This is a genomic window from Halobacillus sp. SY10 (assembly GCF_045401165.1).
GTDB lineage: Bacteria > Bacillota > Bacilli > Bacillales > Halobacillaceae > Halobacillus > Halobacillus aidingensis.
In genome coordinates, this window is sequence record NZ_CP174345.1 from 2,243,780 (window position 1) to 2,270,446 (window position 26,667).

A 26,667-nucleotide genomic window follows, 5' to 3' on the forward strand; every position below is an offset into this window, starting at 1 on the left:
GTGGACGTTTCCCAGACCCTGTTCCCTCGCCTTATTCGTGCAGTATCTATGGTTAAAACGACTCCATAACGATGTGGGTGAGCAGGTCTTCATTACCGAACTTGGCAGGTTACTGCTAGAGCGATTTCGAGAACCTTATATGGTAAAGGGGCAGAGGGAAACAGTGAGACTCCTGTGGGAAGTGCGTGGTAGATGAGACCCCGCAGAGCGTTAGCTCGAGGAGGCTCATCACTCGCCCACGGAAAGCGAACTTTTCCCGGAGCCCCTCAACTCCCACAAAAGTCTCGAAATCAAGTCTTCCACAATCCTGCCATATTGTTCAATAACTAATTTGCATCAGTATTAGTATTAAATAAATAAAAAAAGAACAGCTCGGTGGCTGTTCTTCATGGTTTTAATAATTTTTCATGATGTTGATTCGCTATTTTGATCTTACGAAGCCCGATCAGCCACAAAATAATCATAAAAGGGGTAATCCAATACATCCATGTCATTTCTTTCACGGTAATAATATAATCATAAATGACGTGTAATCCTACGGGAATGACCAGGCCTAACGCTAAACACCAGTTCGAACGATTCGTCCTGAACTTCGCTTTTCCCATGTAGTACCCCATAATGAGGCCGAAAAGGGCGTGGGAAGAAACAGGGAAAACAGCACGTAATATGGCGATTTCAATTCCGTTTTGGAAGATATAGATGATGTTCTCTATCGTTGCAAACCCTAAACTGACAGCCACCCCGTATATAATCCCGTCGTAATGATGATCAAAATCAGAATGACGATACGCCACAAATAACAAAAAGAACCATTTGAAGAATTCTTCAAGTAATCCAGCGAGGAAAAAAGACTTCAGGAATGACGAATGAAATACATTTTCTGTTTCAAAAGCATACTGAATGAACATGATAGGAAAAACCATGATTACGCCTATGATGAACATGCGGATGATTAGAGGAAGGGGCTCTAATTCGATCCGTTTACTTAAATATATAAATGTCATGATGGCCACGGCAGGAGATATAGCGGCAGTCAATATGGCCATGTTTCTCAACCCTCTCTCTTTCATTCACCTACGTTTCATCGTATCATGAAGGTATGAGAAAAGGAACATTTGAATGGAAGATGGTGTAAATATGAAGCGTATACTAGTCATTCACACAGGTGGCACAATATCTATGAAGGAAAACAAAGAAACAGGTGAAGTGAACACTTCGTCCAAACACCCATTGGACGAGATCTCCACCATGCTTAAAGGGAACACGGTGATTGAGGACGAAATATTGTTTTATCTCCCTTCTCCCCATATCCGGCCGGATCATATGCTGAAACTGGGCCGATCCATCCATGAGAAAATGTCCAAGAAAAACTATGATGGCATCGTTATCACTCATGGTACAGATACATTAGAAGAAACCGCTTATTTTTTGGATTTATTTTTGCAGACGAGAAAACCCGTAGTAGTCACCGGGGCTATGCGTTCAAGTAATGAAATCGGATCCGACGGCCTGTATAACCTACTAAGCGCGATAAGAGTAGCCAATTGCGACGAGGCGCAGGACAAAGGTGTGCTGGTTGTCATGAACGATGAAATTCATACAGCTAAAAACGTGACCAAAACCAGTACGAGTAATGTAGCAACGTTCCAAAGTCCTCAATATGGTCCCATCGGAATTACTACAAAAACAGAAGTGTTCTTCCATCATAAAATGACACGCCGTGATTCCTACCCGATTCAAAACATTGGAAAGCAAGTAGCCCTCATCAAAGCCTACGCAGGTATGGATGGGACTTTGATCGACGCCGTCCGGGAAAGCGATGTGGATGGCCTTGTTATTGAGGCTCTAGGACAAGGGAATCTACCACCAGAAACGGTAGATGCTTTAGAGCGCACCCTGAATGAGGGCATTCCCATTGTTCTAGTCTCCCGCTGCTATCAAGGAATTGTCCAGGATACATACGGATATCCGGGTGGCGGACGTCAACTGAAGGAAATGGGAATCATTTTTGCCAATGGTCTTACTGGACCAAAAGCCCGAATTAAATTGATGGTCGCACTTGAAATGACCACAAATATGACTGAACTGGAACATATGTTCAGCTGAGGAAATCGAGGAATCAATGATATGTGCCCATACAAAAGCCTGGCATCCATGGACGCCAGGCTTTTTTTGGTTATTTATTTGTTACAGCCTTTGCTATTTTTCCTCCATGATGACGGCCATTCTCAATGAAAATTTCATTGTTATTATAGCCAGCCGCGATAACCCCTGCAATATAGATTCCCTCGACATTCGTCTCCATCGTATCCTCATCAAACGCAGGCCTTCCTGTTTCTTCATCCATCTCTACTCCCATTTTAGTGAGAAACGCATGGTCAGGACGGTAGCCAGTCATGGCAAACACGAAATCATTTTCAATTCGTTTTTCCTGACCATGACATTCATAGACAACTTCATCCTCGGTGATTTCTTTAACGTTCGCACAGAACTCCATGTCTATGATGCCTTTTTTGACCAATGCTTCGAATTGAGGAAGAATCCATGGCTTAATACTTTTCGAATAGTCTTCCCCACGGTAAAGAACGGTAATGAGAGCCCCTGATTTTTCTAATTCCAGTGCAGCATCGGCCGCTGAATTTTTGCCGCCAATGATTACGACCTTCTTTTTATAATACGGGTGTCCCTCTTTAAAATAGTGCTTCACTTTTGGTAGATCTTCACCTTTAACATTCATATAGTTCGGTTGATCGTAATAACCAGTAGCAATGACGATTTGGTTCGCACGGTAACTCTTACCTTCACCGTCCCCTGTTTGTGATTGGATGATGAATCCGTGGTCATTGCGTTCCACTTGAGTTACTTTTTCATACGTGTTCACTCGCAAATCTTCTCTTCCTGCGACGGCCCTGTAATAAGCCAGGGCTTCATTGCGGACTGGCTTTTGACGTTCTGTAATGAAGGGGATGTTCCCTATCTCAAGTTTTTCACTCGAACTGAAAAACGTCTGATGTGTAGGGTAATGATAAATCGAATTGACGATGTTTCCTTTTTCTATGATTAGTGGTTCTATTCCTTCTTTTTGCAATTCGATGGCTGCACTCATTCCGCATGGCCCACCACCGATGATGATGACTTTTTCTTCTTGCACGACCAACACTCCTCTTTCTTTCCCGATACAGCTCATTTCTCTAATTCATCAGATCTGGTATGGTTTCCATATTCCAATTTGGCAAATCTATGCTCCAGACGCTATTCATGCTAAAAAGTTTACGTTTCCGAGTGTAATACTTTCGAGTAATGACAACTTATGGAGAGTTATTTTTTCATAAAAAATGAATCTCCTACCATAACCATGATAGGAGATTGCATTCTTAGAATCAAGTTAGATCCATCCACGGAACCTCGATGCTTCCGCCATTTTTCTAACTCCGACCATATAAGCAGCGAGTCGCATATCTACACGACGTGTTTCAGCGGTACGATAGACATTATCAAATCCTTTGACAATGACTTTGTGAAGCTTTTCTTCCACTTCTTCTTCCGTCCAATAATAACCCTGGTTGTTTTGGACCCATTCGAAGTAGGATACAGTCACTCCACCTGAGGAAGCTAAAACGTCAGGTACGAGTAGAATTCCACGTTCAGATAGGATTCTTGTAGCATCCAATGTCGTCGGACCATTAGCTGCTTCTACAACGATTGTTGCTTTTATGTTATGGGCATTATCTTCCGTAATTTGATTCTCGATCGCTGCGGGTACGAGAATGTCACAATCAAGCTCCAATAGCTGCTCATTTGTGATGGTATTCTTGAATAAATTTGTGACTGTACCAAAGCTGTCACGGCGATCTAGTAAGTAGTCGATATCTAGTCCATCTGGATCGTGAAGTCCACCGTAGGCGTCTGAAATACCAATAACTTTTGCCCCTCGATCATGCATGAATTTCGCTAGGAAGCTTCCTGCATTACCGAAGCCCTGTACTACGACTCTTGCCCCTTCTACATTGATTCCTTTCTTCTTGGCCGCTTCTTCAATACATATGGTCACACCTTTGGCCGTCGCTGTTTCACGGCCATGAGAACCACCAAGAACAAGAGGTTTCCCTGTAATGAAACCAGGATTATTAAATTCATCAATCCGGCTGTACTCATCCATCATCCAGGCCATGATTTGAGAGTTTGTAAAAACGTCTGGTGCAGGAATGTCTTTTGTAGGGCCTACAATTTGACTGATGGCCCGCACGTACCCACGGCTGACTCCTTCAAGTTCACGGAAGGACATTTCACGAGGATCACATACGATTCCACCTTTCCCTCCACCATAGGGAAGGTCAACGATCCCTGCTTTCAGACTCATCCAAATAGAGAGCGCTTTTACTTCTTTTTCAGATACGTTCGGGTGGAAACGGACGCCCCCTTTCGTTGGACCGACCGCATCGTTATGCTGGGCACGATAGCCTGTGAAGATTTTAATCTGATCGTTATCCATTCGTACAGGAATTCTTACCGTCATCATTCGTACAGGTTCTTTCATTAACTCATATACTTCATTGGGATAACCTAATTTATCAAGTGCTTTTTTGACCACCGTCTGAGTGGATTTTAACACATCAAGTTTCTCATTTTTTTGGTTTGCAGAATCTGTTGGCTTATCGGCTACCATCCATTTACCTCCTATATCAATCCATTCGATTAGGGCTCGTTCTTCAGTGATTAGTATACACGTTCACTACTAATTAGGAAAGCTGAATGCGGCTTTTTCTAACCGTTTTCAAAGAAAAAATGTAAACGTTTACACCTGTGTGGCTTTATTTTTTACGATAGCTCTACGAATTTTTGGATAAGGTCGTCATAACTTAACCCGATTGCCTGAGCAGAATCAGGGAAAAGGCTTGTCGGTGTCATTCCAGGCAATGTATTCACTTCTAAGATGATCGGTTCTTCGTTTTCATTAATAATGAAGTCAACACGTGAATAAACATCACACCCGAGCAGCTGGTGAGCCAAGATGGAGTCTTGTTGCAGTTGAGCTGTCAACTTGTCACTCAGTTTGGCTGGTACGATATGTTCACTGCCCCCAGGTTTATATTTTGAATCAAAATCATAATAATCATTCTTAGGAATGATCTCTATAACAGGAAGTGCCTGTTCTTTTCCTTTGTATCCCATAACAGGTACAGTCACTTCTCTACCTTTGACATAATCTTCGACTAGAATCATAGAGTCAGAATGTGCAGCCGTTTCAATCGCTTGACGTATATCCTGTTCTTTCTTGACGATGGTTAAACCTAAAGTAGAACCTTCTTGATTCGGTTTTATGACAAATGGGAGAGTGAACGTTCGTTTGATTTTATCTTCGATCATCGAAAATTGATGTTGATCCGTAACATCAAACACTTCACTTTTCGCTGTGTGTAAACCATTCAAGGAGAATATTTGCTTGGATTTTGCTTTGTCCATAGCCAGGGCTGAAGCTAAAACGCCTGAACCGACATAAGGAATGCCGAGCATATCCAAGAGACCTTGGATCTTTCCGTCTTCACCGAATCGTCCATGCAAACCGATAAAAACGAGGTCCACATCTAAATTCAGTACTTCCTCCATTTTTTCAGGAGAAAAGTCGATCGGCGTAACATCGTGTCCCTTGTTCTCCAATGCTTTAATGATTCCCTTTCCAGTTGAGAGAGAAACTTCTCGTTCCCCTGACGTACCACCATATAAAACCGCAATCTTCATTTGTTACACTCCATTTCATAGACCACTAAATAATAATTAACTTACACCAACTCTTATCTTAACATGTTCCCTTTCAAGCTTCTATTTAAAAATAAAGCTCTGAATTATTTTATAAACCACAATAAACCCTAAGCCTCAAACCCAAACATTTGCACCCTTTTTTTGAAGACTTAGTTTCGAGACTTTTGTTGAGTGGTTTTGGTGGTTGGGAAAACGGCTCGCTTTCCGTGGGGATGACGGCAAGCCTCCTCGGGCTTCGTTCGCTAGCCAATCCATTCCCACAGGAGTCTCCCCATTTTCCCAACCACCATAGGATTGAAAGGTGCTCGAAACTACTTTCAAGGGACAAGATATTTTGCGACAGAGAATGCTATAACCACGGTACTGGGGCGTGATTATCTTACTATAATAGGCAGGTCCTCAGCTGAATAATTTCGAGAAGTACATACGGCAAGGGGCGGAGGGGAATGGGGAGACTCCTGCGGGCAAAGAGTGCTTGGTGAGACCCCGCAAGGCGTAAGCCTGAGGACGCTCAACGCGCTCCCGCAGAAAGCGAGTCATTCCCCGCCGGTCCGATACACTCACACAAAAGCCTCGAAATCAAGTCTTTAAGAGTCCTGCCAAACAGTGGAATGCCCTTCAGTCCAGTGCCATCGTTATGTCATAAAAAAAGAACGACTCTTATGAAGCGTCGCTCTTGCAGTTTATGAAAAATGTTTATAGATGGTTCGACATGCATCTTTGTCCATGATTTGTTTTCCATATTCAATCAAGCGGTGCGAAGTCGCTGCTGTAGCGGAAGCAAACTCAGACAATAGCGCAATCACTTGATCCTGATCTAAATGAAAGATATCTTCATCTTCAAGAAGCATATAATAGGAGTCATGATAAAAGAAAACACTGCCTCCGGTCACATTAAGCTGATAAAGCTGGTGCCCTGCCCGGATGACATGTTCAAAGTCTTCAAAGGAGAACATCATTTCTTTACTTTCATCCAAAGTGACCTTCATTTCCATGTAATCTTCATCGTCTTCTATATCAGCGGGCTCTGTTTTCGTTACGACCACTAACATGCCTTGTGCTTGCAGGAGATATACCTGCACCAACAGGACACCTGACAGTTCGACACCTAGTTCGATTCCTGCATCATACATCATATCGCTGAAAATACGATGCACTCTAGGCAAATCACTCCAAAGCTCCTCACGAGACAACCCCCGATCCATTAGATCATCAAACGTAAGGAAAATTTTAAATTTCTCATTTGTCATTCTTTCCACTCGCACATGATCGCCCCCCTGTCACGATGTGTTATCTATATCTTATGATGACTGATGCGATTATGGCACCTTTTTTCAAATTATATCTAAGGATTTGGGCGTGGGCAAACATTTTCCAATCCCATATAAGGCGTTATGTAAATGAAACATCCTCTCAAAAGGGTTCATTTAATCGATACATAACTGGCATATACGCCAATCCTAATGCTTTCTTCTGGTCTGAACTGTAACTTCAGAAAGACGCTAAGGTACAAAACGGCCTTCCATTAATAATGGAACGGCCCCCCATTATAACAAGGTTCCGTTCCATTATTAAGTGTGCATCCCGTTTCAAATGGAAATGTTAAACGTTATGTTGCCTGCAACCAACGTTCCCATGCTTTTTTAGAGTTTCCTACGATAAATGGCTGGATCCGTTTCTTATCTAGTTCAGAAAGGCGATCATAAGCATATCCACCAAGACCAATTTTTAAGTCAGGGTATTGTTTTTGTAATGATTCTGCTAGCCTTACCGTTATAGGGATATTTTTCTTAAGCGTACAGGACATGAACATGTACGTGGGTTCAATTTCATCAATGACAATATCAATATCTCCACCAGCAATGCTTTGACCGAGATAAATGACATCATATCCTTTCCGTTTCAAAAACAGAGCAAATATGAGCAACCCTAATTCATGACGTTCATTAGGACCACATACAAGCAGAGCTTTTGGCAGCATTCCATCTGCTGGAATAGACAGAAGCATCATGCCGATCCTTGAACGGATGAACTGGCTGGCGAAATGTTCATGGGCACTTGTAATCCGGTTTTCTTCCCATAAGTCACCGACCTTCACAAGAATAGGACCGATGATATCAATGGCCACCGTTTCTGGGGTAAACAAACTAAATGCATGATCCAAATGGCGCTGAGCATCATTTTCATTAAAGGAGAGAAGGCTGTTCAACAGCTCATCACCGATTTTATCCAGCTCGGTTTTATGTTCGGAATGATTAGAACTCGACAACGCTTCTTCATTACTTTCTAACAAGGAAACGGCTTGCGATATAGTAAATCCTTTATTCACTTTTTCCATTAACCATTTTAAAATTCGGACATGATCATCAGTGTACAGACGATGGCCAGCCTCATTTCTTGATGGGCGGATCATTTTATATCTTCTTTCCCAGGCACGGAGCGTACCCGGCTGAATTCCTAACAACTGTGACACAGCTTTAATATTGTATTTTGCTTTTGTTGTCGCCATAAGTCTGCCTCCACCCGTCCATTTTCCTCTATTATATAGGATGTCAAGAATGTGTGTAAAATTTCAATATTCTCCCTATATGTTTCGAAATTCGATTTAATGTTTGGGGGTTAATTCTATCCAGTGGCATTCTGCTTTTGTCCCTAGACGGAGAGGTAATAAAGATGTACCATACCCTTCACTCACAAGAACAGACTGGTTTCCCTCGATCTTCCACCCACCACGTTCATAAGGTCCGAAGCCAAACAACCGGATCTGCCCACCATGTGTATGTCCACTTAAGACGATATCAAACCTTCCCTTGTACACTTGATTCATTCTTTTAAAAACATACGGATCATGTACACAAAGGATCTGTAGACAATTTTCATCCTCTAAGTAGGATGCATTTCGGTTAGGCTTCATGAAATAAGGATCTAAAGCACTTAATACAACCGGAGTGCCGTTTGGTAACTCCACATACTCATCCTCATTTGAAAGAGGGATAACTTCTTCTTTAATCAAGTCATCCAAAAATGATCCAAACTTCCACTCATGATCATTATTACCAGGAACGAAATAAACGGGAGCCCCCCATTGCTTTAATATGGATAGGTTGTGCATGAAACGTTCATTAGATGTTCGTTTATCAACAAAATCACCGCCGATGATAACAAGATCGACGGAGCGCATTTTTTTGAACGTCGATTCCTTCAATTTTCGATTATGTATATCACTTATGAATAACAGTTGAATCCTTTGGTGAGCATCCAAACCCCTACAGGGCAATTGTTTTTCTTGTAAATGGTCGTTTCCTGATAAAAAATACATATACCCCAACAGGATGACTCCGCCAATAAGGACAAATAGCAGCACCCATACCATCCGGACACCCCCTTTCATAGTATTAGAACCCTTATATTATCACAAACGCCCAAGTATGATAAAACGAATCCAAAAGAAAGCTTCCCACTAAAAAACCATAATAAGAAGTGATGATATGATGAAGTTCTATGATTTCAGGACTTTTGTGAGAGTTTTGAGGGCCTTGGGTGGTCGTTAAGTGAGCAGGTGATCCTGTTCATAGTTTTGTTCGCACGTATGTTCTTTCCCATACAAGCCTGATAAAGTACCTCTAAAAATACATAACATACAGGCCACATGAACAATGAATACAAAAAAACCGCTCAAAAAACACACATCCTGAGCGGTTTTGTCCCATTTATATATCACGCTTTTAAATTTCAAGAAAGTGAAAGTCCTTACTCACACTTTCTTTACGCTTAAAATTCTAAAACCCGTTTTTTCAAGCTTCCTCGTGAAGGCTTCAATATTATCATTGTCTTCAATCTTCAACACAATTCTTCTGGCAAGCTTATCGGTTTCATCAAAAGTGGCAAGTGAAATCACGTTTTCGTGATAACTCTTAATAATATCCCCCAGTCTTTCAATCCTTCCTGATGACTCTTCGGAAGTGAAAGCAATTCTTACTCCTTGTTTTTTGACTCCGAACGCACTCTCGAATTGTTCGATGACATCAAACCTCGTGACGAGGCCGAGAAACTTCTTGGATTCGTTGACGACAGCCAGTACGGAAAAACCCTTGAACAATGGCAGCGTATGTTCAAAAACCTCTTCATCATGAATATAAAAACCCTCATACATAGCAACATCACCAGCAGTGGTTTCACGAAGAAACGTTTTCCGATCCATTTCTTCTTCTGAATTAAAATAAGCCCGGAATATAATTTCTTTAGAAATCATCCCCGTGAACTGTCCTGATTTTAAGACAGGCATGGCTTCAATATCTTTCTCATCAAGCACTTTCAAAACTTCTGAAAGTGAAGCGGACGCTTCCGCCGTGAAGGATTTGTGGGCGGGTTTCATAATTCCTTTAACAAACATACACTCACCTCTTCTTTTGATTTGCACGGTAATAACTTCGCCATCAGCTTACGAATTTCCTGCCTAAATCGAATAGGACAAGAAAGGAGCACATAAAATTCCAAGGAAAAGGATGTGATTTAGGTGTACACACCAATCAAATGCTACCAGCCTTACCACGGCCCTTTTGACCCTTGCCCGCCAAGAGGGACGGTTTGTTACCAGACACCACCGAATCTTTATCTGGGATTTCAGCCTCCAAATTTGCAACAATTCCCTATTCAAGAAGCGTTGTATAAAGGAACTCTTTGGCCGGTATTATACGATCCATACCCGACACCTTTAGAGAAAGGAGCAAAACGATGAAGCAAGCGGCCGATCCTGCAAAAGAGCGTTATGCTTTAATGGAAAAAATTCAGATGGTGGATTTCGCTTTGGTGGAACTTACTCTTTACCTGGATACCCATCCGCAGGACACCCAGGCGATCCAGCAATTCAATCAGCTTGCAGTAGAAAGCAGGGATCTAAAATCTGCCTATGAGCAGCGATTCGGGCCATTAAGGCAGTATGGAGCCAGTTTTTCAGGGTATCCATGGAATTGGGGAGACAGCCCGTGGCCATGGCAATTATAACCCTTCATTCATGAAGGAAATAGGAGGGCGCTTATGTGGTATTATGAAAAGAAGTTACAATATCCTGTAAAAGTAACAGAATGCAATCCGAGGCTTGCAAAATATTTGATCGAACAGTATGGAGGAGCGGACGGCGAATTATCCGCAGCCCTTCGTTACTTGAACCAGCGGTACAGTATACCTGATAAAGTGATTGGACTTTTGACAGATATCGGGACAGAAGAATTCGCTCATTTAGAAATGATTGCCACGATGATCTATAAACTTACGAAAGATGCTACCCCGGAACAAATGAGAGCGGCTGGACTTGGTGCCCATTATGCAAACCACGACAAAGCGTTGTTTTATCATAACGCAGCCGGGAGCCCATGGACAGCTACTTATATTCAAGCAAAAGGAGATCCGATTGCTGACCTTTATGAGGATATTGCTGCTGAAGAAAAAGCCAGAGCTACCTATCAGTGGATCATTAACATGTCGGATGACCCATGCTTGAATGACAGTTTGAAATTTTTGCGTGAACGAGAAGTGGTTCATTCCCAGAGGTTCAGAGAAGCGGTTGAAATACTTAAGTTCGAAAAGGATCGTAAACAATTTTTCTAAATGTTACCGCTCTACTGTGATTTGTTCATGGTAGGGCGATTCTTCTATGATGTCCGGCTTGGGAAAGGTTTGTCCAAACCACACATCCCAGTAAGGATAGGATAGAATCACAATGATCAAGATAAGGAGAATCACAAAAAGGAAGCGCATCCAAATCGCATTCACCCGCCACCTCGTCTTTTCTTTCCTGCCTTCATGAACATCTTTTCTTGGCGGCAGATCCAGGATGTCTAGTTCTTCGTTTTCAAACCCGCCATCCTCTGTGTTTCCTCTCAAATTTTCTCCTTGTTCTTCTGATGAATGCTGATCACTCATCGGCTTCCCCCCATTTTCCGAAACGGATCCAAAAGGCTAATACAACATCAATAAGGAAATGTGCCAAGATGGTCACAAGTAAATTACCGGTCAGCTCATACATATAACCAATAAAGAAACTGACGAATAATACCGAAACTAATAACACGATTTTCGTCAAATAACGGATATGCATAACGGCAAAGAGGACACTCGCTACGACATACCCAAACTCAGCGTGCAAGACCCCGCGGAATAACATTTCTTCACTAACCGCCACCAACAAAGTAATTCCTATAATACTTATACTGGAACGGTTTTTAAATACTTTGACGTTAATACCGCCATCATCGTACATCCTTCGAGGTAAACGATACACGAGAAAAAGATCGATGAGAAGCACCATAAGTCCTGGTATCAACCCATAAACCAGCAGCTCGCTGGGGTGAAAATAAATTTGACTACTCCAATCGGCCCAAAAGGCATCAAAAAGAAAAACACTGCCAATGAGAGCGAGAATCAGTATACTCAACTGAGTAAGAACCAATTGTAATGTAATTTCCCGGTCGTTCATTTCCATAATCAGTTCTGATTGACTCTTTCGTTTCATAAACCGGCTCCTTGTTTGAAAATCAACTTTAACCGATCTTCCCAGCTGAATGTATCATACGTTTGTCTCTCCTCTTGGAAAGATAGGTCACCTATGCTGAAATCACATACATCGCAGCACGGGACGGTTGGCTTTCGGATCATGTCCTGAAATGGTTTATACAACGCTTCTCTGCGACATTCGGAGGCATGGATCCACTTTAACATTTCATTCAGTTTGTTGTGTTTATACATCCACCTCTCCTCTAAAAAGCGATGAATTTCCTGAATGAGTTCAGGCGTCACACCTATTAATTTTCCGTCTTGTAACGCTCCATCCTCTTCTAATTGAAACTTGATAAAGTTCCATTGTGATTCGGATAATTCAAAGCGTTCGATCATGACATCATCTTCCGGAACCTTTTCGCCCTGCTTTTTCGTTAAAAAGGAAAATACCTGCTGAAGGTCATTTTTCCCCGGTAGTTCACTCTGGATGAGCCGTTGAGGAAGATAGTGGTCCTGACGTGTAAAGAGCAGAAGACTGAAGGCCGCTCCCCCATCTCTTCCTGCCCTGCCAACCTCTTGGATAAAGGATTCTAGTTGAGGGGGCAAATGAAAGTGTATAACGATTCGTATATCTTTTTTATCTACACCCATACCGAAGGCACTCGTACAACAAATAACATCCAATTGATTATTCATAAATTGCTGTTGCACCAGCATTCGATCCGTTTGTTCCATGCCACCATGGTAAAAAGCGACCCTCTGCTTCAAACGATCCCTCAGTTCAAAGCTGACCTTTTCTGCCCACTGCCGGCTGGAAAAATAGATCATCGTCGGGGCCTGGTTTTTCTTGAGCAATTGGACAATCCGATCCGTTTTTTCTTCTGGACTTGTGCATTCTTCAACAGCGAAACTAATGTTTTGTTTATCCATGGGATAAATTCTTTTTTTCATATGAGGGAGCCTCAACTTTTCCATGATATCCCGCTGTACGTCAGGTGTAGCTGTTGCACTCAAGGCCATCACGGTTGGGTGCCCGAGGTTTTCGATGGTCTTATGCAGCTTGAGATAATCGGTTCTGAACTCATGCCCCCACTGAGAAATGCAGTGGGCTTCGTCAATAACGAAGAGATTGACATGCATGCGATTCAAACGGTTCTGCAACCAATCGTTCTGCAACATTTCTGGTGAAATATAAACGAGTGAGTACTTATGAAGGTTCCTCAATACAGCATTTCTTTCATGCTGATCCATGAAACTGTTCACAGCAGTAACCGCCTTATAACCGGAAGCTTTCAATTGCTTCACCTGATCCACCATCAAAGATATGAGTGGAGATACGACAAGTGTTGTTCCACCAAGGATCTTGGCAGGAAGTTGATAGCATAGCGATTTCCCTGTTCCGGTAGGTAGGATCCCTAATACATCTTCGCCTTCGAGGACATCTGTAATCACTTCTTTCTGCCCTTCCCGAAAATCATCGAAGCCAAAATTCTCTTTAAGTAATGAACCTAAATCATGCCTCATCCTGCGTCATACCTTCCTTTATTACGTGCTGTCCTTTCGCTAAAGCGAGGCGCAATTCGAAATAATCATACTTTCCATCCAGAGCTTCATAGATCTGCTTCAGCTTTTTTGTATTCATTTGACTCCCCATTTTATTTATCTCCCGTACGTCTTCCTCACTCAAAAAAGAAGTGATCGAAAAATCAGGAATGATTAAAGCTGACTCTACGATGTGGTCTTGGATCGTGCTTTTTTTCAACCTTCTTAAATTCATAATTTCCTGCATGCTCAAACCTTGTTGAATATATTGATATGTCTTTCTTGCCGACCTTGTAATGAGATGTGTCGCATCGAGCCCTTTTGTACAGAGGTGCAGCACAGGATAGCGATCCTTTTTCTTTTTGGATTCAAGAAACAAATAATAATGGGTATGTTGCAGCATAAGCTCTACATCTTCTATATTCAAATCGAACTCCCGATTGAGCTGATCGATCGTCATGCCGATAACGCCTCCCCCTGTCAAACGATGGACAAACAACTCCGCTTGAAGAGAGGGATGTTCTTTTAGTAGATGGTGAATTTCTTCATACATCGATTCTACCATCTTCGGCAATTTATCCTGAAATTGATGATGGACCGTTCGCACCCAATTCTGAGTACCGAAGTCATCCACGATAGGTACATAATGGTCAATACCAGCATTGGTGTTCGCCATCATTTGTAACATAAGATAAACTCTTCTGACGAAAGTAGGAATCACATCATGCCAGACCATACCGTCAAAGTATGTAAGCTCTTGAATCGGGAAAGAAGACAATCGCCGAGCCCCCTCAGAAGTTATAGAAGGGAAAGATTGTTCATTTATTTGGATCAACCCGTCACGAATCAATGGTTGAACCCGCTTTTCCAATGACTCACGCTTTAGTGATGGATAGATACCAAAAAGCATATCAAGTTCGTACCCCTTGGCATCCTGTAATGTTTGGGAAGACCGTTTGCCTGTCAGTAAATGATAAATGCCGGACACTGTACGCTCTCCTCTGAATCGATCCACACATGTTAAAACCACATGATCGAACATCTTCTTCCCCCCTTTTCCTACTTGTTCAACATGGTTTAGTTGAAAACCATTCACGTCCGATTTACAATAAACGTTGTACTTATGTAATCAATGCCTCGATCATACAGAAAGTCTCATGAAGGAGGTCGTTTTGTGGCCAAATATACAATCGTAGATAAAGAGACCTGCATTGCCTGCGGGGCGTGCGGTGCTGCTGCCCCTGATTTATATGATTACGACGATGAAGGAATCGCTTATGTCGTCCTTGATGATAACGAGGGTACAGAGGAAGTTCCTGAGCTGTACGAAGAGGACATGGAGGATGCATTGGAAGGGTGTCCCACAGATTCTATAAAGATCTCTACGTCTCCCTTTCATGGGGACCCTTTGAAATACGAAGAGTGATAGACCTTTTGACCATAAGCCCCTTGAAGAAAGGGGCTTTTTTATTTTACTAATTCTTCAAAACGGATTTCCGCCTCTTCCCGGTCAATCGTTGAAAACATACGATAATCTTCGGAATCAATGATTCTATAGTGATGACTAATGAGATTTTGCTGAAGGATGTAGTTTTCTCCTTCCGCAATCGTCTGCCACCATACTTTTCCACCGAGCGTCTTCTTCCCTTGAGGTTCCACTTGCTCATGGGCAATGGTTTCCACGATTTCTACAGGGGCATCACCCAATACGCCTTTCAAAACATCACTCTCTTGAAAAAGAGCACATACGGCGACAACCGTCGTCCAGCCTGCCAGCGTTCTTTGTTTTTCAATTTGGACAAGCGTCTTTTTAGATAATCCGAGGATTTCTGCCATTTTGTCCTGGGTATATCCATGCTCGACACGGATCAATTTAATTTTTTCAGAAACCTGTTTCCGCACGTCGTGTTTATCCATAACCTATCGTCCCCTTTTCTACGTTCCTTTATTTTAACATGAGCGAGAGGGACAATCCTAGAACAAAGGCTTTGGTGCTCCCGGATAGACTAGAAACAAAATCAGGGGGACGGTTGCCTCCCTTTCGCAAGGCTGTCGGCTTGTATCGTGAGGGAATGGAGGATCATTGCCTAAACGAATATAAGAACCCCCTGCAAATACTTCAGAGGGTTCCTGGCCATTATTCAACGACAGGATTGATTCTATCTGGAACATCAATTGGCTCTTCAAGATCATAGGTGGAAAACTCCCTTACGTTTATACCAGTGAACTTGACTTTTTCAAAACCAAACTGTCCTGCTGTTACAAGGATGGCTTCAACCATCGTCAAAAGCTGTTGCTCACTTGCCCATGATTCATGTTGAAGATTTATATTCACTATACCTTCATCTACTGTCGTTGAAGTAAACTGAACATGTTCTGGCACGGCTGGGCTCACAAAGAGACCTCTCCCTTTTTCCTTCATCAAAGATAGAGCATCCTGGAATGTCGGAGAACCATCAACAGAAATGGGAGCTAATAAACGTTCAGAGGAACCTTCGTATTGATACAATTGAAAGATGTACTCCCTTTGTTGAATGACAGGAACTTCGGACATTTCTCCGTAGCTTCCCAGGTTGACGGGATTACCTGATTCGGTTTGAACAAAAATTTCTTCTAGTTGAAAGTTCTCCAAGTCCCATCGAATGCTTTCAACAATCGCGCTTGCCCAAGCAGATCCACTAACGGTGAAACCATCAGGAAACGTAACGACAGCCGAACCTTCTGTTTCATCCACTTCATATTCGATTCCTTCTACAGCTCTCTCAGCTAAACCGTACCTCTCTGGTGAAAATGTGTCGACCTCCTGCTGCTTCTGGAGGGTAGGAAGGATGACTTCAGCATTTTTCCCTGGATAAGACACCGTATCATAACCGCCTTCGTCACTCCTTAAAACCAGTGACTCAAGCTCTGCCTCAGGCTCTTCTTGTGTTTCTTCAAGCTTTGATTCTTCCTCTTTCTCTTGGGATTCTTCTTCTGCATTTTCTTCAGGAGGAAGGTCCTTATCCTCGCTGGAAGGTTCAGCTTCCTTGATTTCAGCACTTTCCTCTTCACTCTCTGAGGTAGATGAATCAAGAGATGGAGCTGTTTCTTCAGTCGCCGACGAGGATTCTGCATTCTCATTCGCACGATCGGCAGACTCTTCCACGGTAAGCATTCCATTGTTACTGAAAAAGACAGGAATGAACACGGCAAGTACTAGCAAAACAGCAATCGTAGCTAATCCAGGAAAAAGCCATGGAGCTACTTTCCTTTTTGGTGTATTTACGCGTGATGAAACCTTTTGGTAGAGCGTTTCTTTCGATTGGCGATCATCCATAGAAGGGAGTTCACCTAATACTTTTTTGATATCTTCGTCATTACGCTTCTTCACGATCTCCCCTCCCCTCTTCCATCTCTTCAAGTATCATCTTCAGAGCTTTCATGGCTCGATGTTGAGTCGTCTTCACTTTACTCTCACTCCAGCTTAAGATTTCTGCTGTTTCTTTTATGGACATGCCTTGAATGAAACGGAAAATCAACACACTTCGCTGATCGACCGTACATTTGTCGAGCGCTTGATACACTTGTTGAATTTCATCATTCTGCACGGCAATCTCTTCAGGCATTTTATTCTGATCTTTGATTTGCTCACCTTTCTCAGTCCAATCAAAGAACTCCATGAAGCGGTTCCTCTTTCTTTTTTGTTTACGGAAATAGTCAATGGCTACGTGCCTGGCTATGGAAAACAACCATGTTTTCTCAGAGCTTTTTCCATTGAATGAATCATATGATTTCATGACCCTCACATAAACATCCTGAACCAAGTCTTCAGCAAGACTTCTGTCCTTGACCATATAGATGAGAAACTGAAACAGGTCATGGTGATAGTTTTCGTATAGTTCGTCAAAGAACGTTCGCAATGGTGGTACCTCCTGGGTCACTTTAATAGTCGTTTTATGTATGAAAAAAGTTACACTCTCTATCTTAATATGCAAAAAAAGAAAAAGGAACCGGGTTTTCAAAAGAAAATCACCTGCCCAATACCTCTATCCCAACTTCAACTAAAGCTCCCAATTGTGGAAGACTCAGTTTCGAGACTTTTGGGTTAGAGATTCGGGGCTGCGGGGGATAACTCGCTTTCCGCGGGAGCGCGATGAGCCTCCTCGGACTGCGTCCTGTGGGGTCTCACCATGCACTTTTTTCCCGCAGGAGTCTCGCCATCCCCCTCCGCCCCTTTGCCATATTCAGTGTCTCGAAACTACTACCACGAATAGCGGAATTCCCAAGCTCTGTCGAAATGCAAATGTCTGTGGCTTCTCTATTGAAATGCTGATACAGCGCGATTTATGACTCCTGGACAAGGGGGTTGGAAGACGCTCTTTCTAAGTGTAGGGGTTCGTTTTTCACACTCATCGAATGGGGTGGTGGGGAAGCTGCGAGACTCCCGTGGGAGAAAGGAGATCGGCGAGATCCCGCAGGGCGTTAGCCCGAGGAAGCTTGCCACTCCCCCACAGGAAAGCGAGTTGCTTCCCCACCACACCTGACTCTCAATACGGCAAACGAACACCGATTATATCGAAACTGAATCTTCTACAATCCTGCCATTAACTTTAATAAACGGTAGGGTTAAGGGAACAAAAAAGCTACCCTTGTTCGGGTAGCTAAGATACTTTTGATATGGCGTTTCTTTTTTCGTAGCGTTGGAAAAGTGTTCCGAGTATTGGAGATAGTGCCAATATGAACACAGTATTAGAAACTGCATGATTGATATCCATCGGGAGGCCAGCTAAATAATACGCCCAAAATGGCTGGCCCGCAGCCCGCATCGTTAAGGAAAGAATGACGCCGAAAAAAAGTCCGCTGATAAAGCCATAGATGGAAAGACCCCAGAATGGCATTTTTGACCAATATTTCCCTAGGAGACCGGCAATGATTCCTATAATTGACCAGGCGATGATCTGCCAGATGGTCCATATCCCCATGCCCAACAACACATTAGACACAAAGGTTGTGAGCAGTGCAATGAGGATTCCTGCACTGGGTCCGAGCCAGAAACCGGCAATAATAATGATTGCAGTCACCGGCTGGATATTAGGAAAATGAGCTAAAGCCATCCTTCCTGCTATGGCTAAGGATGCGAGCATGGCAATCAATGTTAACTTATAGGTATTCATCCTTCATCATTCCCAAGATTGATAATCAAAAACGATCTCGTCTCCATCCTTTACTTCGTACTCATTGGCTCCAACCATTGCTTCATCGCCGTTAATGGTGTACATCCAAGCCATTTTTTCTTCTTGGTTGCCGGCAATCCCTTCGATGCTGTTAATGAACCCTTCGGATTGTTCTACTTCATAGTTATCTTCCATGACTTCCATGAGGGTGGTTCCTTCTTCTACTGTTATTTCATCTTCCGCAATCATTTCTTCGCCATCGTTTTTAGATAGCTGCACTTGTACAGTAACTTCCTGCACTTGTTCTTCTTGAGTAGCTGATGTCTCACTACCCTCTTGAGTCCCACATCCAGCCAGCATGCCTACAGCGAGAATCATTGCTGTTAGTAACGTATTCCATTTTTTCATTACAATCTCTCCCTTTCTTTTTGTTTCACGGCCAGGAGGAGAGAAAAGCGAAGACAACCAAGTCACCTGTATGTAGAAATCGTTATATCTTTCCTACCACAAAAAAAGCTTACCCTTCTACAAGGGTAAGCTTAAGACAAACGAAAGGATAAGATCTACGTTCCACGTCATACCGATCGGTTGTCTCAAATGCTCAATCCCCGAAGCTTTGAAACGTTGGATCAGGCAGGTCTACTGACTTGTGCGTCATCCTAATCAGGATCCTTCCCATACCTGAAGGTACAGTGGAATTTCCTTTTCGTCTACACTTACAGTTGCGAGGACAGTTCTGGTTTTCCACCAGATTCCCTATCAAGTCTTTTCAGACACCTGAATCCTCTTCTTATGAAGTTTCCATAAACAAGATTACAACAATTTTCCGAATATAGCAACTTTATTTTTCCTTATGTGTAAAAGGAATTTTAAAAGTAAAGGTGGTTCCTTCTTTCAACTTGCTGTGCACACTAATGGCCCCATCATGGGCTTCTACAATGTTTTTCGCAATCGCAAGTCCGAGCCCTGTGCCTTTTTTGTAATTTTTATCTTCACGCTTCCTTGATTTATCTGCTTTATAGAAACGCTCAAAGACGAATGGAAGGTCTTCCTCGGCAATTCCATACCCGGAGTCTTTGACACTTGCAATCCATTCCTTTTCATCTTGTTCAAGAATCACCTGTACCTGACTGCCCGGGTCGGAATGTCGGATCGCATTATCAATCAAATTTGTAAACACTTGTTCAATACGATCAGGATCGAAATCGAGGAACCCGAACTCCCCTTCTACTTTCAAATGAAGGTCTACAGACTTCTCTTTGGCAATCCCACTGAATTTCCGAATGATTTTGTTCAAAAATGGCTCAATTTCAACAGATTCTTCATTCAACTGAATATGTCCCGCTTCCATCCGTGCTATATCCAAAAGCTCATTGACAAGACGACCGATCCTGAGCGACTCGTCATGGATGATTTGCGCGAGTTCATTTTTGTCTTCTTTTGATTCCGCAATGTCATCCACGATGGCTTCACTATACCCTTGCAGCATCGAAATGGGGGTACGCAATTCGTGGGATACATTAGCGATAAAGTCTTTGCGGAGCTTGTTCAGTCTTCTTTCTTCCGTCATATCCCGAAGGACCGCGACAGCTCCACGTACTTTTTCTTTGTCATACAAAGGTGTCATGATGATCACCCAGGACCTGCCTTGTAATGTCATCTCGATCATGGATTCATTTTCATCCGTGATAACATTGTTAAACAAATCCCTCAGCGGTTCTGGAAGGGACGTTTGATCAGAAGACGTGGATGCAGCGTTCTTTTCAAACGCATAGGCATCTAAATATTGTTGTGCGGGGGGATTGGAAATGAGCACATCCCCTTCGCGATTAAACGTTATGACGCCATCTGCCATCGACCTCAAAATACCCGAGAGCTGTTCTTTTTCCTGATTCAAAGCATTGATATGAAACTTCAACTCCCGGCCCATCCGGTTAAAGGCCATCGCCAGTTCACCGATTTCATCATGTGTACGTATGGGTATCTTCGTGTTGAACTCGCCTTTGGCAAGTTCGAGGGCACCTTCTCTCATTTTAATCAAAGGTGCCGTGATTCGAGTGGAGAGGAAAAAGGCGAAAATGGTCGTTAATACGATGGCAATTCCAGCACCCAGGAATATGATTTTTGTCGTCTGTTCGGACGTTTCTTCAATCGTATCCAGTGATTGATAGACAAAAACAGCCCCGTCCTGGTTATTAAGTGGAGTGCCGACAACCATGACTCCAGTCTCGCCATTTCCTAGATCGGCAACTTTTTTAACATCTGCGCCTTCATTCAAAACGGTTGCTGTATCTTCGTCATTTTTAAACCATTCATAATCTAGCACAGGCAGTGAATCGGAATCACTTTCCGAAACCAGCGGATCATCCTCTCCTTTTACAATGACGGCTCGACTAGCCGGATCTTTGACAAGGGCTGTTGTCGATAGTAAAAGGTCTTCCTCTTGTTCATAGCGATCCACGACGTCTGAAATTCGGTCCGCCGTCTGCAGCAGATGCCTTTCTGCTTCTACGACATGATAGTTTTGAAAGAACTCGAGGAGAAGAACAGTCAATATAAAGAGGACAAAGCAAACCAATAATAAGATGGTGAACCATAACTTCCCGACTACACTACGCCAGAACATCAGTCACCAGATACCTCAAACTTATAGCCGATTCCCCATACCGTAACAATCATCCCTGCCGCTTCTGCAGAAACTTTGCTTAATTTTTCGCGGAGTCGTTTAACATGGGTATCGACCGTCCGAAGATCGCCGAAAAATTCATACTGCCATACCTCTTTCAGCAATTGTTCTCTGTCAAAAACTTTATCCGGAGACTGCGCCATGTAGTGAAGAAGTTCGTACTCTTTCGGTGTCAAAGCCACTTCCTTTCCATCAGCAGTCACACGGTGAGCATCATTATCGATCGTCATGTGAGGGAAAACAAGTACATTCCGCGCGGAAGTTTCCGTTTCTAAAAACTTCGTAGAAGAAGAACGACGCAGGAGCGCTTTCACTCGTAAAACGACTTCTCTTGGACTGAATGGTTTAACGATATAGTCGTCGGTTCCCACTTCAAACCCTTGCACGCGGTTGGCTTCCTCCCCTTTGGCCGTAAGCATGATCACTGGAGTGGCTTTCTTCTCACGCAGCTCTTTACACACTTCAATCCCATCTTTTCCTGGAAGCATCAAATCAAGCAGGATCACATCATATTCATTCTGAAGCGCTTTTTGCAAGGCTTCTTCCCCGTCTTCCGCTTCATCAATGATATAATCCTCTCTCTCCAGGTACATGCGAATCAGGCGGCGGATACGTTCTTCATCATCCACTACTAACACTTTCGCTTCTTGATCCATTTAAAAACCTCCACATCATAGAAATAATACTCTTATGGATTCATTATCTTTATCCTTTACACAAAGGGCAGGCGGAGTTCAAAGAATTCTCGCCTGCCTTTTGTTTTTTATGCATAAGAATGTAAGCCTGAAATAATTAAGTTGACCGCAATCAAATTGAACATAATGATTCCGAAGCCTCCGACTGCAAGCCATGCGGACTTCATTCCCTGCCAACCTCTGGATAAGCGTAAATGAAGGTAAGCCGCATAGAAGAAGAATGTGATCAGTGCCCACACTTCTTTCGGATCCCATCCCCAGAAACGATCCCAGGCTTGCTGAGCCCAAATCATGGCAAAAATCAGTGCTCCCAATGTAAACACTGGGAAACCAATGGCAACAGCGCGGTAGGATACTTCATCGACAAGTTCAGGGTTCACTTTTTTATTTAGGAGTGGCTGTATAGCTGCAGCGATTCGTTTTCTTAAGATCAACCTTGTACCCCAGTAAAGGACTATTCCACCAAGAAGTGCCCATAGGAAGGTGTTGAATTTCTTCGCCGCATCCTCCCCGCGCATCCATTCTGGCGCTTGGAACAATGGAGACATGCTACCTTCACTTATCAATTCTCCTTGATAAGGTCCTACAATGGCTGGCATGTTGTACGTGATCTCCGCTTGTTGTCCTTCAATCGGTGCTTCAAAACTCGCTTCGTAATTCATCGCACTGAAGGATGAAGAAACAATGATGAAAGCAAGCGTCACAGCAATGACATAAATGACAAACTCGAGCCAAACCGTATGCTTGGAGCGCTTGCTCTGGTCCACCTGGCTGATCAAGAAGATCAAGCCTGCGACAAAACTAACCGATAAAATCCCTTGACCAAGTGATGCAGTAGTTACGTGAATGTATAACCAATGGGACTGCAAAGATGGTACTAGAGGTGAAATTTCCGTCGGGAACATGCTTGCAAAAGCGATCAATAGTAGGGCAATCGGTAAAGCAAATAACCCTAAGAGATCCACTCTGTAAATAAAGTAGAGAACGATGAATGCGAAGACAAGCATCATTCCAAAAAACGTCGTGTATTCAAACAAGTTACTGATCGGGGCGTGACCGCTTGCGATCCACCTAGTAATAAAATATCCGATTTGAGTGAGGAACCCGATAATCGCAAGCGTAATTCCGATATTTCCTGCTACGCGGCTCTTCCCTTTCTTTTTATCGCGTATGGTTCCCGCAAAGAAGAAGGTCGCAATTAAATAGATGAAAAAAGCAGCATAGAGCAGATTGCCGCTTATGGCTGTCCAATCTCCCATATTTCATCCTCCTGACTCTATGATTTCATTTCATACTGGTCCTGAGGGGCCTCGATGTGAGTGCCTTCAATTGATTTTTCAATTTCCATTCTCAAGGCGTACCAGTTTTTATTCGTATGTCCCGCAATCCAGGCTCCGTCTGATCTTGGCTGTAGCCAGATACGACGATGGTTCCAATACATTCCCTGAATGACGCCGATCATGAAGATCGCGCCTCCGAGAGAGATGATTCCTAACGTATGATCCTTTTTCACAGTCAGACCTGTGACGTCCCGCGTATCGAAACCTGTTAGGCCAAGTTTATATTGGTTATTCTCTCCAGCATCGATATTCGCCCCTATACCTAGGAAACTAGTTTCAGGTGTTTCTTCACCTGGTGGGTACAGGTTGAATACGAAAGCTGGGTTCTTTGGATACTTGGAGACCGAAGCCGGCTGACCGTCCTGCATTTCATACTCAGGAAAATAGTTTACGACTTCCACCCGGAACCCTTCGTCCAGCTCATATGTAGATTGTGGGTTCGTCAAATCGACGGTAAACTCGCCATAGTTGGTATCTTCATCATCCTTGTCGTGGATTTTGAAAGACATTTCACTGAATTCATCCAATTGATAACTCGCCTGATAGAGGGCAAAGTCCTCAAATTTTAATGGGTTGTTCAACGTGGCTGAGCCTTCTTTGATCGTTTCCAGCTCAGGATCAGCACCAGCGACTCCTTGATTTGTCCGCTCATAAATGACAGCGTCCGTCCGGAATGTCTTCGGGATCGCTCCATCCTGATTTTCAATCGCTTCTTTAAATTTCGCATCTTCCGGGTCGTCTTTATCATAGGTTTCTAGAGTAAAGGCCTCATTTTTGATATAGTATTCGCCCTCTGTACCAGGGATTAGTGTTGTCTCCCCTTCTCTTACCCAAACATGTTCATCAACATAGAAAGCAGGGATAAACCTGAGTAAAGCGCCTAATAGGAAAATAATAAGACCGATATGATTGACATAAGGCCCCCATCTTGCAAAGCGGTTCTTCTCTGCCAGCAAATGGCCGTCTTGTTCATAAACTTTGAAGCGTCTTTTTTTCAAATTGGTTTTGAATGTTTCATAATCGATGGCATCTGACTTCGTCTCACCGAACACACGCTGCTTTTTCATGAAGAGCTCATGACGCTTCGGTTTCTGTCTTTTCAACGTTTTATAAAGCGGGAAGAAACGATCGATGGATGCAATGACGATGGATATGCCGATCATCGCAATCAAAAGCATATACCACCATGAGCTGAAGAGGTCATGAAATCCAAGTTGATAATAAATCTGCCCGGCGATCCCATATTGATCCTTGTAATGGGTCGCAGGATCGGCACCGCCAATAAATACAGCCTGAGGGAAGATCGTTCCGATGGCAGATGCTACGACGGTGATAAAGATCAAGGTGACCCCGACCTTCACAGAGGAAAAGAAGTTCCATACTTTATCAACGATCGTACGATTATATGTTTGTGAACGACGGGCACTTCCATCGTAGCGCATGTTGAGCAGCTTTTTGTTTTCATTGCCGTCGATATGCTGATTCTGTTCCACAGGTTTCCCGCATGCTTCACAAAGCACCGTGCCTTCAGGATTCACATGACCACATTCACAGGTAATCTCTTTCATAGTAAAACCTCACAATGTCAAGTAGACTCTATTCCTCCGGTGCAATCTTTTGCAAGTGGCCTTCGAGTTTGTCTAACGTCAGAGGGCCGATAACCTGCTCTTCAATTTCACCTTCAGGATTGATGAATAGCGTGGAAGGAATCGGACCGATGTTATAAAGATCCATCACTTCACCATTTTTATCTTGCAGAATAGGGAAGGTCAGATTGTATTCGTTCACAAAATTCTCCACCACAAGCTCGGTCGAATCTAGATTGACAGCTAGAATTTCGACACCTTTTTCTTTGTACTCCGGATACAACTCTTCCATATAAGGCATTTCATCTTTACACGGCTTACAATACGTCGCCCAAAAGTTTACCATGACGCCTTTCCCTCTCAAATCACTCAATTGAACCGTCTCATCTGTACCGAATTTTTTCAATTGAAAGTCGGGGGCTTTCTCCCCTTTGGCGATCACCGATTGTTCGTCCTTGCCGTTTGCAACGAGAGCGAACACGACAAGTCCGACCATCACGGCAAGCATAGCTGTTCTAAAGATGAGGCGCTTTCTTTTTTTTCTAATGGTTTCTTCCTTCATTATGACTCACTCCCAAACCATTATAACATTGATTGAAGGCTGTAAATTTGAACGTTATTCAACAGTTTTCTCAGCAAGTGCACGGAGCTGTTTCACTTCAAACGGTTTCAATGGACGGGAATCTCCTGCATTCATTCCATGTAGGTCCAGCGTCCCGTACCGTTCACGTTTCAATTTGTCTAAAGGGTATCCAAGAGACTCAAACATCCGACGGACTTGACGGTTCTTTCCTTCGTGAAGAATAATTTGTACAATCGCCGTATTCTTCTTCGAATCCGTGGAGGTGACTTTAGCGTGAACGGCCTTCAAGTACTCCCCGTCTACGGTCATCCCTTTCTTCAATTGCTTCAGTTGATCTTTAGTAGGAATGCCTTTTGTCTTTGCGATGTACACTTTGTCCACTTCATGACTCGGGTGCATGAGTAAATTAGCAAATTCCCCGTCGTTTGTTAACAAAATTAATCCAGACGTATCGTAATCCAGCCTGCCTATTGGGAAAATCCGCTCTTTAACTTCGGGCAAAAAGTCTGTGACTACTTTACGTCCCTTATCATCACTGACGCTTGAAATAACACCGCGTGGTTTATATAACAAATAGTAGACAGGCTCTTCTTTATCGATCGGGACTCCTTCTACTTCAACATCATCGTTTTTACCAACCTTTGTTCCTAATTCTGTTACTACTTTTCCATTGACTGTCACCTTGCCGTCAACAATCAATTTTTCTGCTTTTCTTCGTGATGCGACACCTGCGTGGGCGATCACCTTTTGTAGTCGTTCCATATCTGCCATACGACCGTCACCAACTTTCTTTGAAATCACTTTTTTTCATGAAACGAAGCCACGCT

At 43.1% G+C, this 26,667-nt stretch carries 28 protein-coding genes and 1 riboswitch; of the genes, 5 read left to right on the top strand and 23 right to left on the bottom strand.

Going from position 1 to position 26,667, the window contains the following annotated elements; genetic code table 11:
- Positions 1-386: 386 nt before the first annotated feature.
- Complete coding sequence (prsW, locus tag ACJA3J_RS11445) at positions 387-1,046, bottom strand: glutamic-type intramembrane protease PrsW (protein WP_115823851.1); 660 nt, start codon at positions 1,044-1,046, stop codon at positions 387-389.
- A 91-nt stretch (positions 1,047-1,137) separates the two neighbouring features.
- On the opposite strand from prsW, the gene ACJA3J_RS11450 reads away from it, so the two are divergent.
- Positions 1,138-2,106, top strand: a complete 969-nt coding sequence (locus tag ACJA3J_RS11450; protein ID WP_089654110.1) for an asparaginase — start codon at positions 1,138-1,140, stop codon at positions 2,104-2,106.
- A 70-nt stretch (positions 2,107-2,176) separates the two neighbouring features.
- Here the strand turns inward: ACJA3J_RS11450 and ACJA3J_RS11455 are convergent, their stop codons facing one another.
- From ACJA3J_RS11455 to ACJA3J_RS11485, 7 genes are all read right to left on the bottom strand, one after another.
- A complete protein-coding gene (locus ACJA3J_RS11455; RefSeq protein WP_115894581.1) occupies positions 2,177-3,151 on the bottom strand; it encodes a YpdA family putative bacillithiol disulfide reductase in 975 nt (324 codons plus the stop codon).
- Between the two features lie 234 nt (positions 3,152-3,385).
- Positions 3,386-4,666 (bottom strand): Glu/Leu/Phe/Val dehydrogenase, encoded by a 1,281-nt coding sequence (locus ACJA3J_RS11460; protein ID WP_089654021.1) that lies wholly within the window; start codon positions 4,664-4,666, stop codon positions 3,386-3,388.
- Positions 4,667-4,818: 152 nt separating this feature from the next.
- Positions 4,819-5,739 (bottom strand): D-alanine--D-alanine ligase, encoded by a 921-nt coding sequence (locus tag ACJA3J_RS11465; protein WP_089654022.1) that lies wholly within the window; start codon positions 5,737-5,739, stop codon positions 4,819-4,821.
- Positions 5,740-6,443: 704 nt separating this feature from the next.
- Entirely contained in the window at positions 6,444-7,025 is a 582-nt protein-coding gene (locus ACJA3J_RS11470) for a genetic competence negative regulator (protein ID WP_089654023.1), read from the bottom strand.
- 344 nt (positions 7,026-7,369) lie between these two features.
- On the bottom strand, positions 7,370-8,269 hold the full coding sequence (locus tag ACJA3J_RS11475; protein WP_089654024.1) for a MerR family transcriptional regulator: 900 nt from the start codon (positions 8,267-8,269) through the stop codon (positions 7,370-7,372).
- 96 nt (positions 8,270-8,365) lie between these two features.
- Entirely contained in the window at positions 8,366-9,133 is a 768-nt protein-coding gene (locus tag ACJA3J_RS11480; RefSeq protein WP_181898679.1) for a metallophosphoesterase, read from the bottom strand.
- Positions 9,134-9,514: 381 nt separating this feature from the next.
- Complete coding sequence (locus tag ACJA3J_RS11485; RefSeq protein WP_089654026.1) at positions 9,515-10,153, bottom strand: HPP family protein; 639 nt, start codon at positions 10,151-10,153, stop codon at positions 9,515-9,517.
- Between the two features lie 123 nt (positions 10,154-10,276).
- On the opposite strand from ACJA3J_RS11485, the gene ACJA3J_RS11490 reads away from it, so the two are divergent.
- From ACJA3J_RS11490 to ACJA3J_RS11500, 3 genes are read left to right on the top strand one after another with little or no spacing between them, the layout of a single operon-like run.
- Positions 10,277-10,498, top strand: coding sequence for a spore coat associated protein CotJA (locus ACJA3J_RS11490; protein WP_089654027.1), 222 nt, complete (start codon positions 10,277-10,279; stop codon positions 10,496-10,498).
- Complete coding sequence (locus ACJA3J_RS11495) at positions 10,495-10,764, top strand: spore coat protein CotJB (RefSeq protein ID WP_089654028.1); 270 nt, start codon at positions 10,495-10,497, stop codon at positions 10,762-10,764. The genes ACJA3J_RS11490 and ACJA3J_RS11495 overlap by 4 nt, the downstream gene beginning before the upstream one ends.
- A gap of 33 nt (positions 10,765-10,797) precedes the next feature.
- Positions 10,798-11,367: a manganese catalase family protein gene (locus tag ACJA3J_RS11500; protein ID WP_406944054.1), complete on the top strand. Its 570-nt coding sequence runs from the start codon at positions 10,798-10,800 to the stop codon at positions 11,365-11,367.
- A gap of 3 nt (positions 11,368-11,370) precedes the next feature.
- Here the strand turns inward: ACJA3J_RS11500 and ACJA3J_RS11505 are convergent, their stop codons facing one another.
- From ACJA3J_RS11505 to ACJA3J_RS11520, 4 genes are read right to left on the bottom strand one after another with little or no spacing between them, the layout of a single operon-like run.
- Positions 11,371-11,682: a hypothetical protein gene (locus tag ACJA3J_RS11505; protein ID WP_115894584.1), complete on the bottom strand. Its 312-nt coding sequence runs from the start codon at positions 11,680-11,682 to the stop codon at positions 11,371-11,373.
- Complete coding sequence (locus ACJA3J_RS11510; protein ID WP_406944055.1) at positions 11,675-12,271, bottom strand: lysostaphin resistance A-like protein; 597 nt, start codon at positions 12,269-12,271, stop codon at positions 11,675-11,677. The genes ACJA3J_RS11505 and ACJA3J_RS11510 overlap by 8 nt, the downstream gene beginning before the upstream one ends.
- Positions 12,268-13,779 (bottom strand): RecQ family ATP-dependent DNA helicase, encoded by a 1,512-nt coding sequence (locus ACJA3J_RS11515; RefSeq protein ID WP_406944056.1) that lies wholly within the window; start codon positions 13,777-13,779, stop codon positions 12,268-12,270. Before ACJA3J_RS11515 ends, ACJA3J_RS11510 begins: the two co-directional genes overlap by 4 nt.
- The gene (locus ACJA3J_RS11520; RefSeq protein ID WP_406944057.1) at positions 13,769-14,839 is read right to left on the bottom strand and encodes a helix-turn-helix domain-containing protein; all 1,071 of its coding nucleotides are present in this window, start codon (positions 14,837-14,839) and stop codon (positions 13,769-13,771) included. Before ACJA3J_RS11520 ends, ACJA3J_RS11515 begins: the two co-directional genes overlap by 11 nt.
- A 132-nt stretch (positions 14,840-14,971) precedes the next feature.
- On the opposite strand from ACJA3J_RS11520, the gene ACJA3J_RS11525 reads away from it, so the two are divergent.
- Complete coding sequence (locus tag ACJA3J_RS11525; RefSeq protein WP_089654034.1) at positions 14,972-15,223, top strand: ferredoxin; 252 nt, start codon at positions 14,972-14,974, stop codon at positions 15,221-15,223.
- 41 nt (positions 15,224-15,264) lie between these two features.
- On the opposite strand, the gene ACJA3J_RS11530 is transcribed toward ACJA3J_RS11525, so the two are convergent.
- The 11 genes from ACJA3J_RS11530 to ACJA3J_RS11580 form a co-directional block, all read right to left on the bottom strand.
- Complete coding sequence (locus tag ACJA3J_RS11530; RefSeq protein ID WP_115823727.1) at positions 15,265-15,714, bottom strand: helix-turn-helix transcriptional regulator; 450 nt, start codon at positions 15,712-15,714, stop codon at positions 15,265-15,267.
- A 220-nt stretch (positions 15,715-15,934) separates the two neighbouring features.
- Positions 15,935-17,167: a hypothetical protein gene (locus tag ACJA3J_RS11535; protein WP_406944058.1), complete on the bottom strand. Its 1,233-nt coding sequence runs from the start codon at positions 17,165-17,167 to the stop codon at positions 15,935-15,937.
- Entirely contained in the window at positions 17,154-17,696 is a 543-nt protein-coding gene (sigX, locus tag ACJA3J_RS11540; RefSeq protein WP_089654037.1) for an RNA polymerase sigma factor SigX, read from the bottom strand. Before sigX ends, ACJA3J_RS11535 begins: the two co-directional genes overlap by 14 nt.
- A 741-nt stretch (positions 17,697-18,437) precedes the next feature.
- Positions 18,438-18,950, bottom strand: coding sequence for an ECF transporter S component (locus tag ACJA3J_RS11545; RefSeq protein WP_089654038.1), 513 nt, complete (start codon positions 18,948-18,950; stop codon positions 18,438-18,440).
- A 6-nt stretch (positions 18,951-18,956) separates the two neighbouring features.
- The gene (locus ACJA3J_RS11550) at positions 18,957-19,358 is read right to left on the bottom strand and encodes a DUF4430 domain-containing protein (RefSeq protein ID WP_406944059.1); all 402 of its coding nucleotides are present in this window, start codon (positions 19,356-19,358) and stop codon (positions 18,957-18,959) included.
- Between the two features lie 206 nt (positions 19,359-19,564).
- Positions 19,565-19,746: riboswitch (cobalamin riboswitch) on the bottom strand.
- A 45-nt stretch (positions 19,747-19,791) separates the two neighbouring features.
- Positions 19,792-21,576, bottom strand: a complete 1,785-nt coding sequence (locus tag ACJA3J_RS11555; RefSeq protein ID WP_208599190.1) for an ATP-binding protein — start codon at positions 21,574-21,576, stop codon at positions 19,792-19,794.
- On the bottom strand, positions 21,576-22,292 hold the full coding sequence (locus tag ACJA3J_RS11560; RefSeq protein WP_089654041.1) for a response regulator transcription factor: 717 nt from the start codon (positions 22,290-22,292) through the stop codon (positions 21,576-21,578). The genes ACJA3J_RS11555 and ACJA3J_RS11560 overlap by 1 nt, the downstream gene beginning before the upstream one ends.
- A 107-nt stretch (positions 22,293-22,399) precedes the next feature.
- A complete protein-coding gene (gene ccsB / locus ACJA3J_RS11565) occupies positions 22,400-23,590 on the bottom strand; it encodes a c-type cytochrome biogenesis protein CcsB (RefSeq protein WP_115894590.1) in 1,191 nt (396 codons plus the stop codon).
- A gap of 17 nt (positions 23,591-23,607) precedes the next feature.
- Complete coding sequence (locus tag ACJA3J_RS11570) at positions 23,608-25,239, bottom strand: cytochrome c biogenesis protein ResB (RefSeq protein WP_406944060.1); 1,632 nt, start codon at positions 25,237-25,239, stop codon at positions 23,608-23,610.
- A gap of 28 nt (positions 25,240-25,267) precedes the next feature.
- Positions 25,268-25,819 (bottom strand): thiol-disulfide oxidoreductase ResA, encoded by a 552-nt coding sequence (gene resA, locus ACJA3J_RS11575; protein WP_089654044.1) that lies wholly within the window; start codon positions 25,817-25,819, stop codon positions 25,268-25,270.
- A 54-nt stretch (positions 25,820-25,873) separates the two neighbouring features.
- Positions 25,874-26,602, bottom strand: a complete 729-nt coding sequence (locus ACJA3J_RS11580; RefSeq protein WP_406946293.1) for a pseudouridine synthase — start codon at positions 26,600-26,602, stop codon at positions 25,874-25,876.
- Positions 26,603-26,667: the final 65 nt, after the last annotated feature.

Bases quoted from the DNA above. Each gene is read 5' to 3' on its own strand.
- prsW (WP_115823851.1), bottom strand. From the start codon at position 1,046: ATGGCCATATTGACTGCCGCTATATCTCCTGCCGTGGCCATCATGACA.
- ACJA3J_RS11450 (WP_089654110.1), top strand. From the start codon at position 1,138: ATGAAGCGTATACTAGTCATTCACACAGGTGGCACAATATCTATGAAG.
- ACJA3J_RS11460 (WP_089654021.1), bottom strand. From the start codon at position 4,666: ATGGTAGCCGATAAGCCAACAGATTCTGCAAACCAAAAAAATGAGAAA.
- ACJA3J_RS11465 (WP_089654022.1), bottom strand. From the start codon at position 5,739: ATGAAGATTGCGGTTTTATATGGTGGTACGTCAGGGGAACGAGAAGTT.
- ACJA3J_RS11475 (WP_089654024.1), bottom strand. From the start codon at position 8,269: ATGGCGACAACAAAAGCAAAATACAATATTAAAGCTGTGTCACAGTTG.
- ACJA3J_RS11480 (WP_181898679.1), bottom strand. From the start codon at position 9,133: ATGGTATGGGTGCTGCTATTTGTCCTTATTGGCGGAGTCATCCTGTTG.
- ACJA3J_RS11485 (WP_089654026.1), bottom strand. From the start codon at position 10,153: ATGTTTGTTAAAGGAATTATGAAACCCGCCCACAAATCCTTCACGGCG.
- ACJA3J_RS11495 (WP_089654028.1), top strand. From the start codon at position 10,495: ATGAAGCAAGCGGCCGATCCTGCAAAAGAGCGTTATGCTTTAATGGAA.
- ACJA3J_RS11500 (WP_406944054.1), top strand. From the start codon at position 10,798: ATGTGGTATTATGAAAAGAAGTTACAATATCCTGTAAAAGTAACAGAA.
- ACJA3J_RS11505 (WP_115894584.1), bottom strand. From the start codon at position 11,682: ATGAGTGATCAGCATTCATCAGAAGAACAAGGAGAAAATTTGAGAGGA.
- ACJA3J_RS11510 (WP_406944055.1), bottom strand. From the start codon at position 12,271: ATGAAACGAAAGAGTCAATCAGAACTGATTATGGAAATGAACGACCGG.
- ACJA3J_RS11515 (WP_406944056.1), bottom strand. From the start codon at position 13,779: ATGAGGCATGATTTAGGTTCATTACTTAAAGAGAATTTTGGCTTCGAT.
- ACJA3J_RS11520 (WP_406944057.1), bottom strand. From the start codon at position 14,839: ATGTTCGATCATGTGGTTTTAACATGTGTGGATCGATTCAGAGGAGAG.
- ACJA3J_RS11530 (WP_115823727.1), bottom strand. From the start codon at position 15,714: ATGGATAAACACGACGTGCGGAAACAGGTTTCTGAAAAAATTAAATTG.
- ACJA3J_RS11545 (WP_089654038.1), bottom strand. From the start codon at position 18,950: ATGAATACCTATAAGTTAACATTGATTGCCATGCTCGCATCCTTAGCC.
- ACJA3J_RS11550 (WP_406944059.1), bottom strand. From the start codon at position 19,358: ATGAAAAAATGGAATACGTTACTAACAGCAATGATTCTCGCTGTAGGC.
- ACJA3J_RS11555 (WP_208599190.1), bottom strand. From the start codon at position 21,576: ATGTTCTGGCGTAGTGTAGTCGGGAAGTTATGGTTCACCATCTTATTA.
- ACJA3J_RS11560 (WP_089654041.1), bottom strand. From the start codon at position 22,292: ATGGATCAAGAAGCGAAAGTGTTAGTAGTGGATGATGAAGAACGTATC.
- ccsB (WP_115894590.1), bottom strand. From the start codon at position 23,590: ATGGGAGATTGGACAGCCATAAGCGGCAATCTGCTCTATGCTGCTTTT.
- ACJA3J_RS11570 (WP_406944060.1), bottom strand. From the start codon at position 25,239: ATGAAAGAGATTACCTGTGAATGTGGTCATGTGAATCCTGAAGGCACG.
- resA (WP_089654044.1), bottom strand. From the start codon at position 25,819: ATGAAGGAAGAAACCATTAGAAAAAAAAGAAAGCGCCTCATCTTTAGA.
- ACJA3J_RS11580 (WP_406946293.1), bottom strand. From the start codon at position 26,602: ATGGAACGACTACAAAAGGTGATCGCCCACGCAGGTGTCGCATCACGA.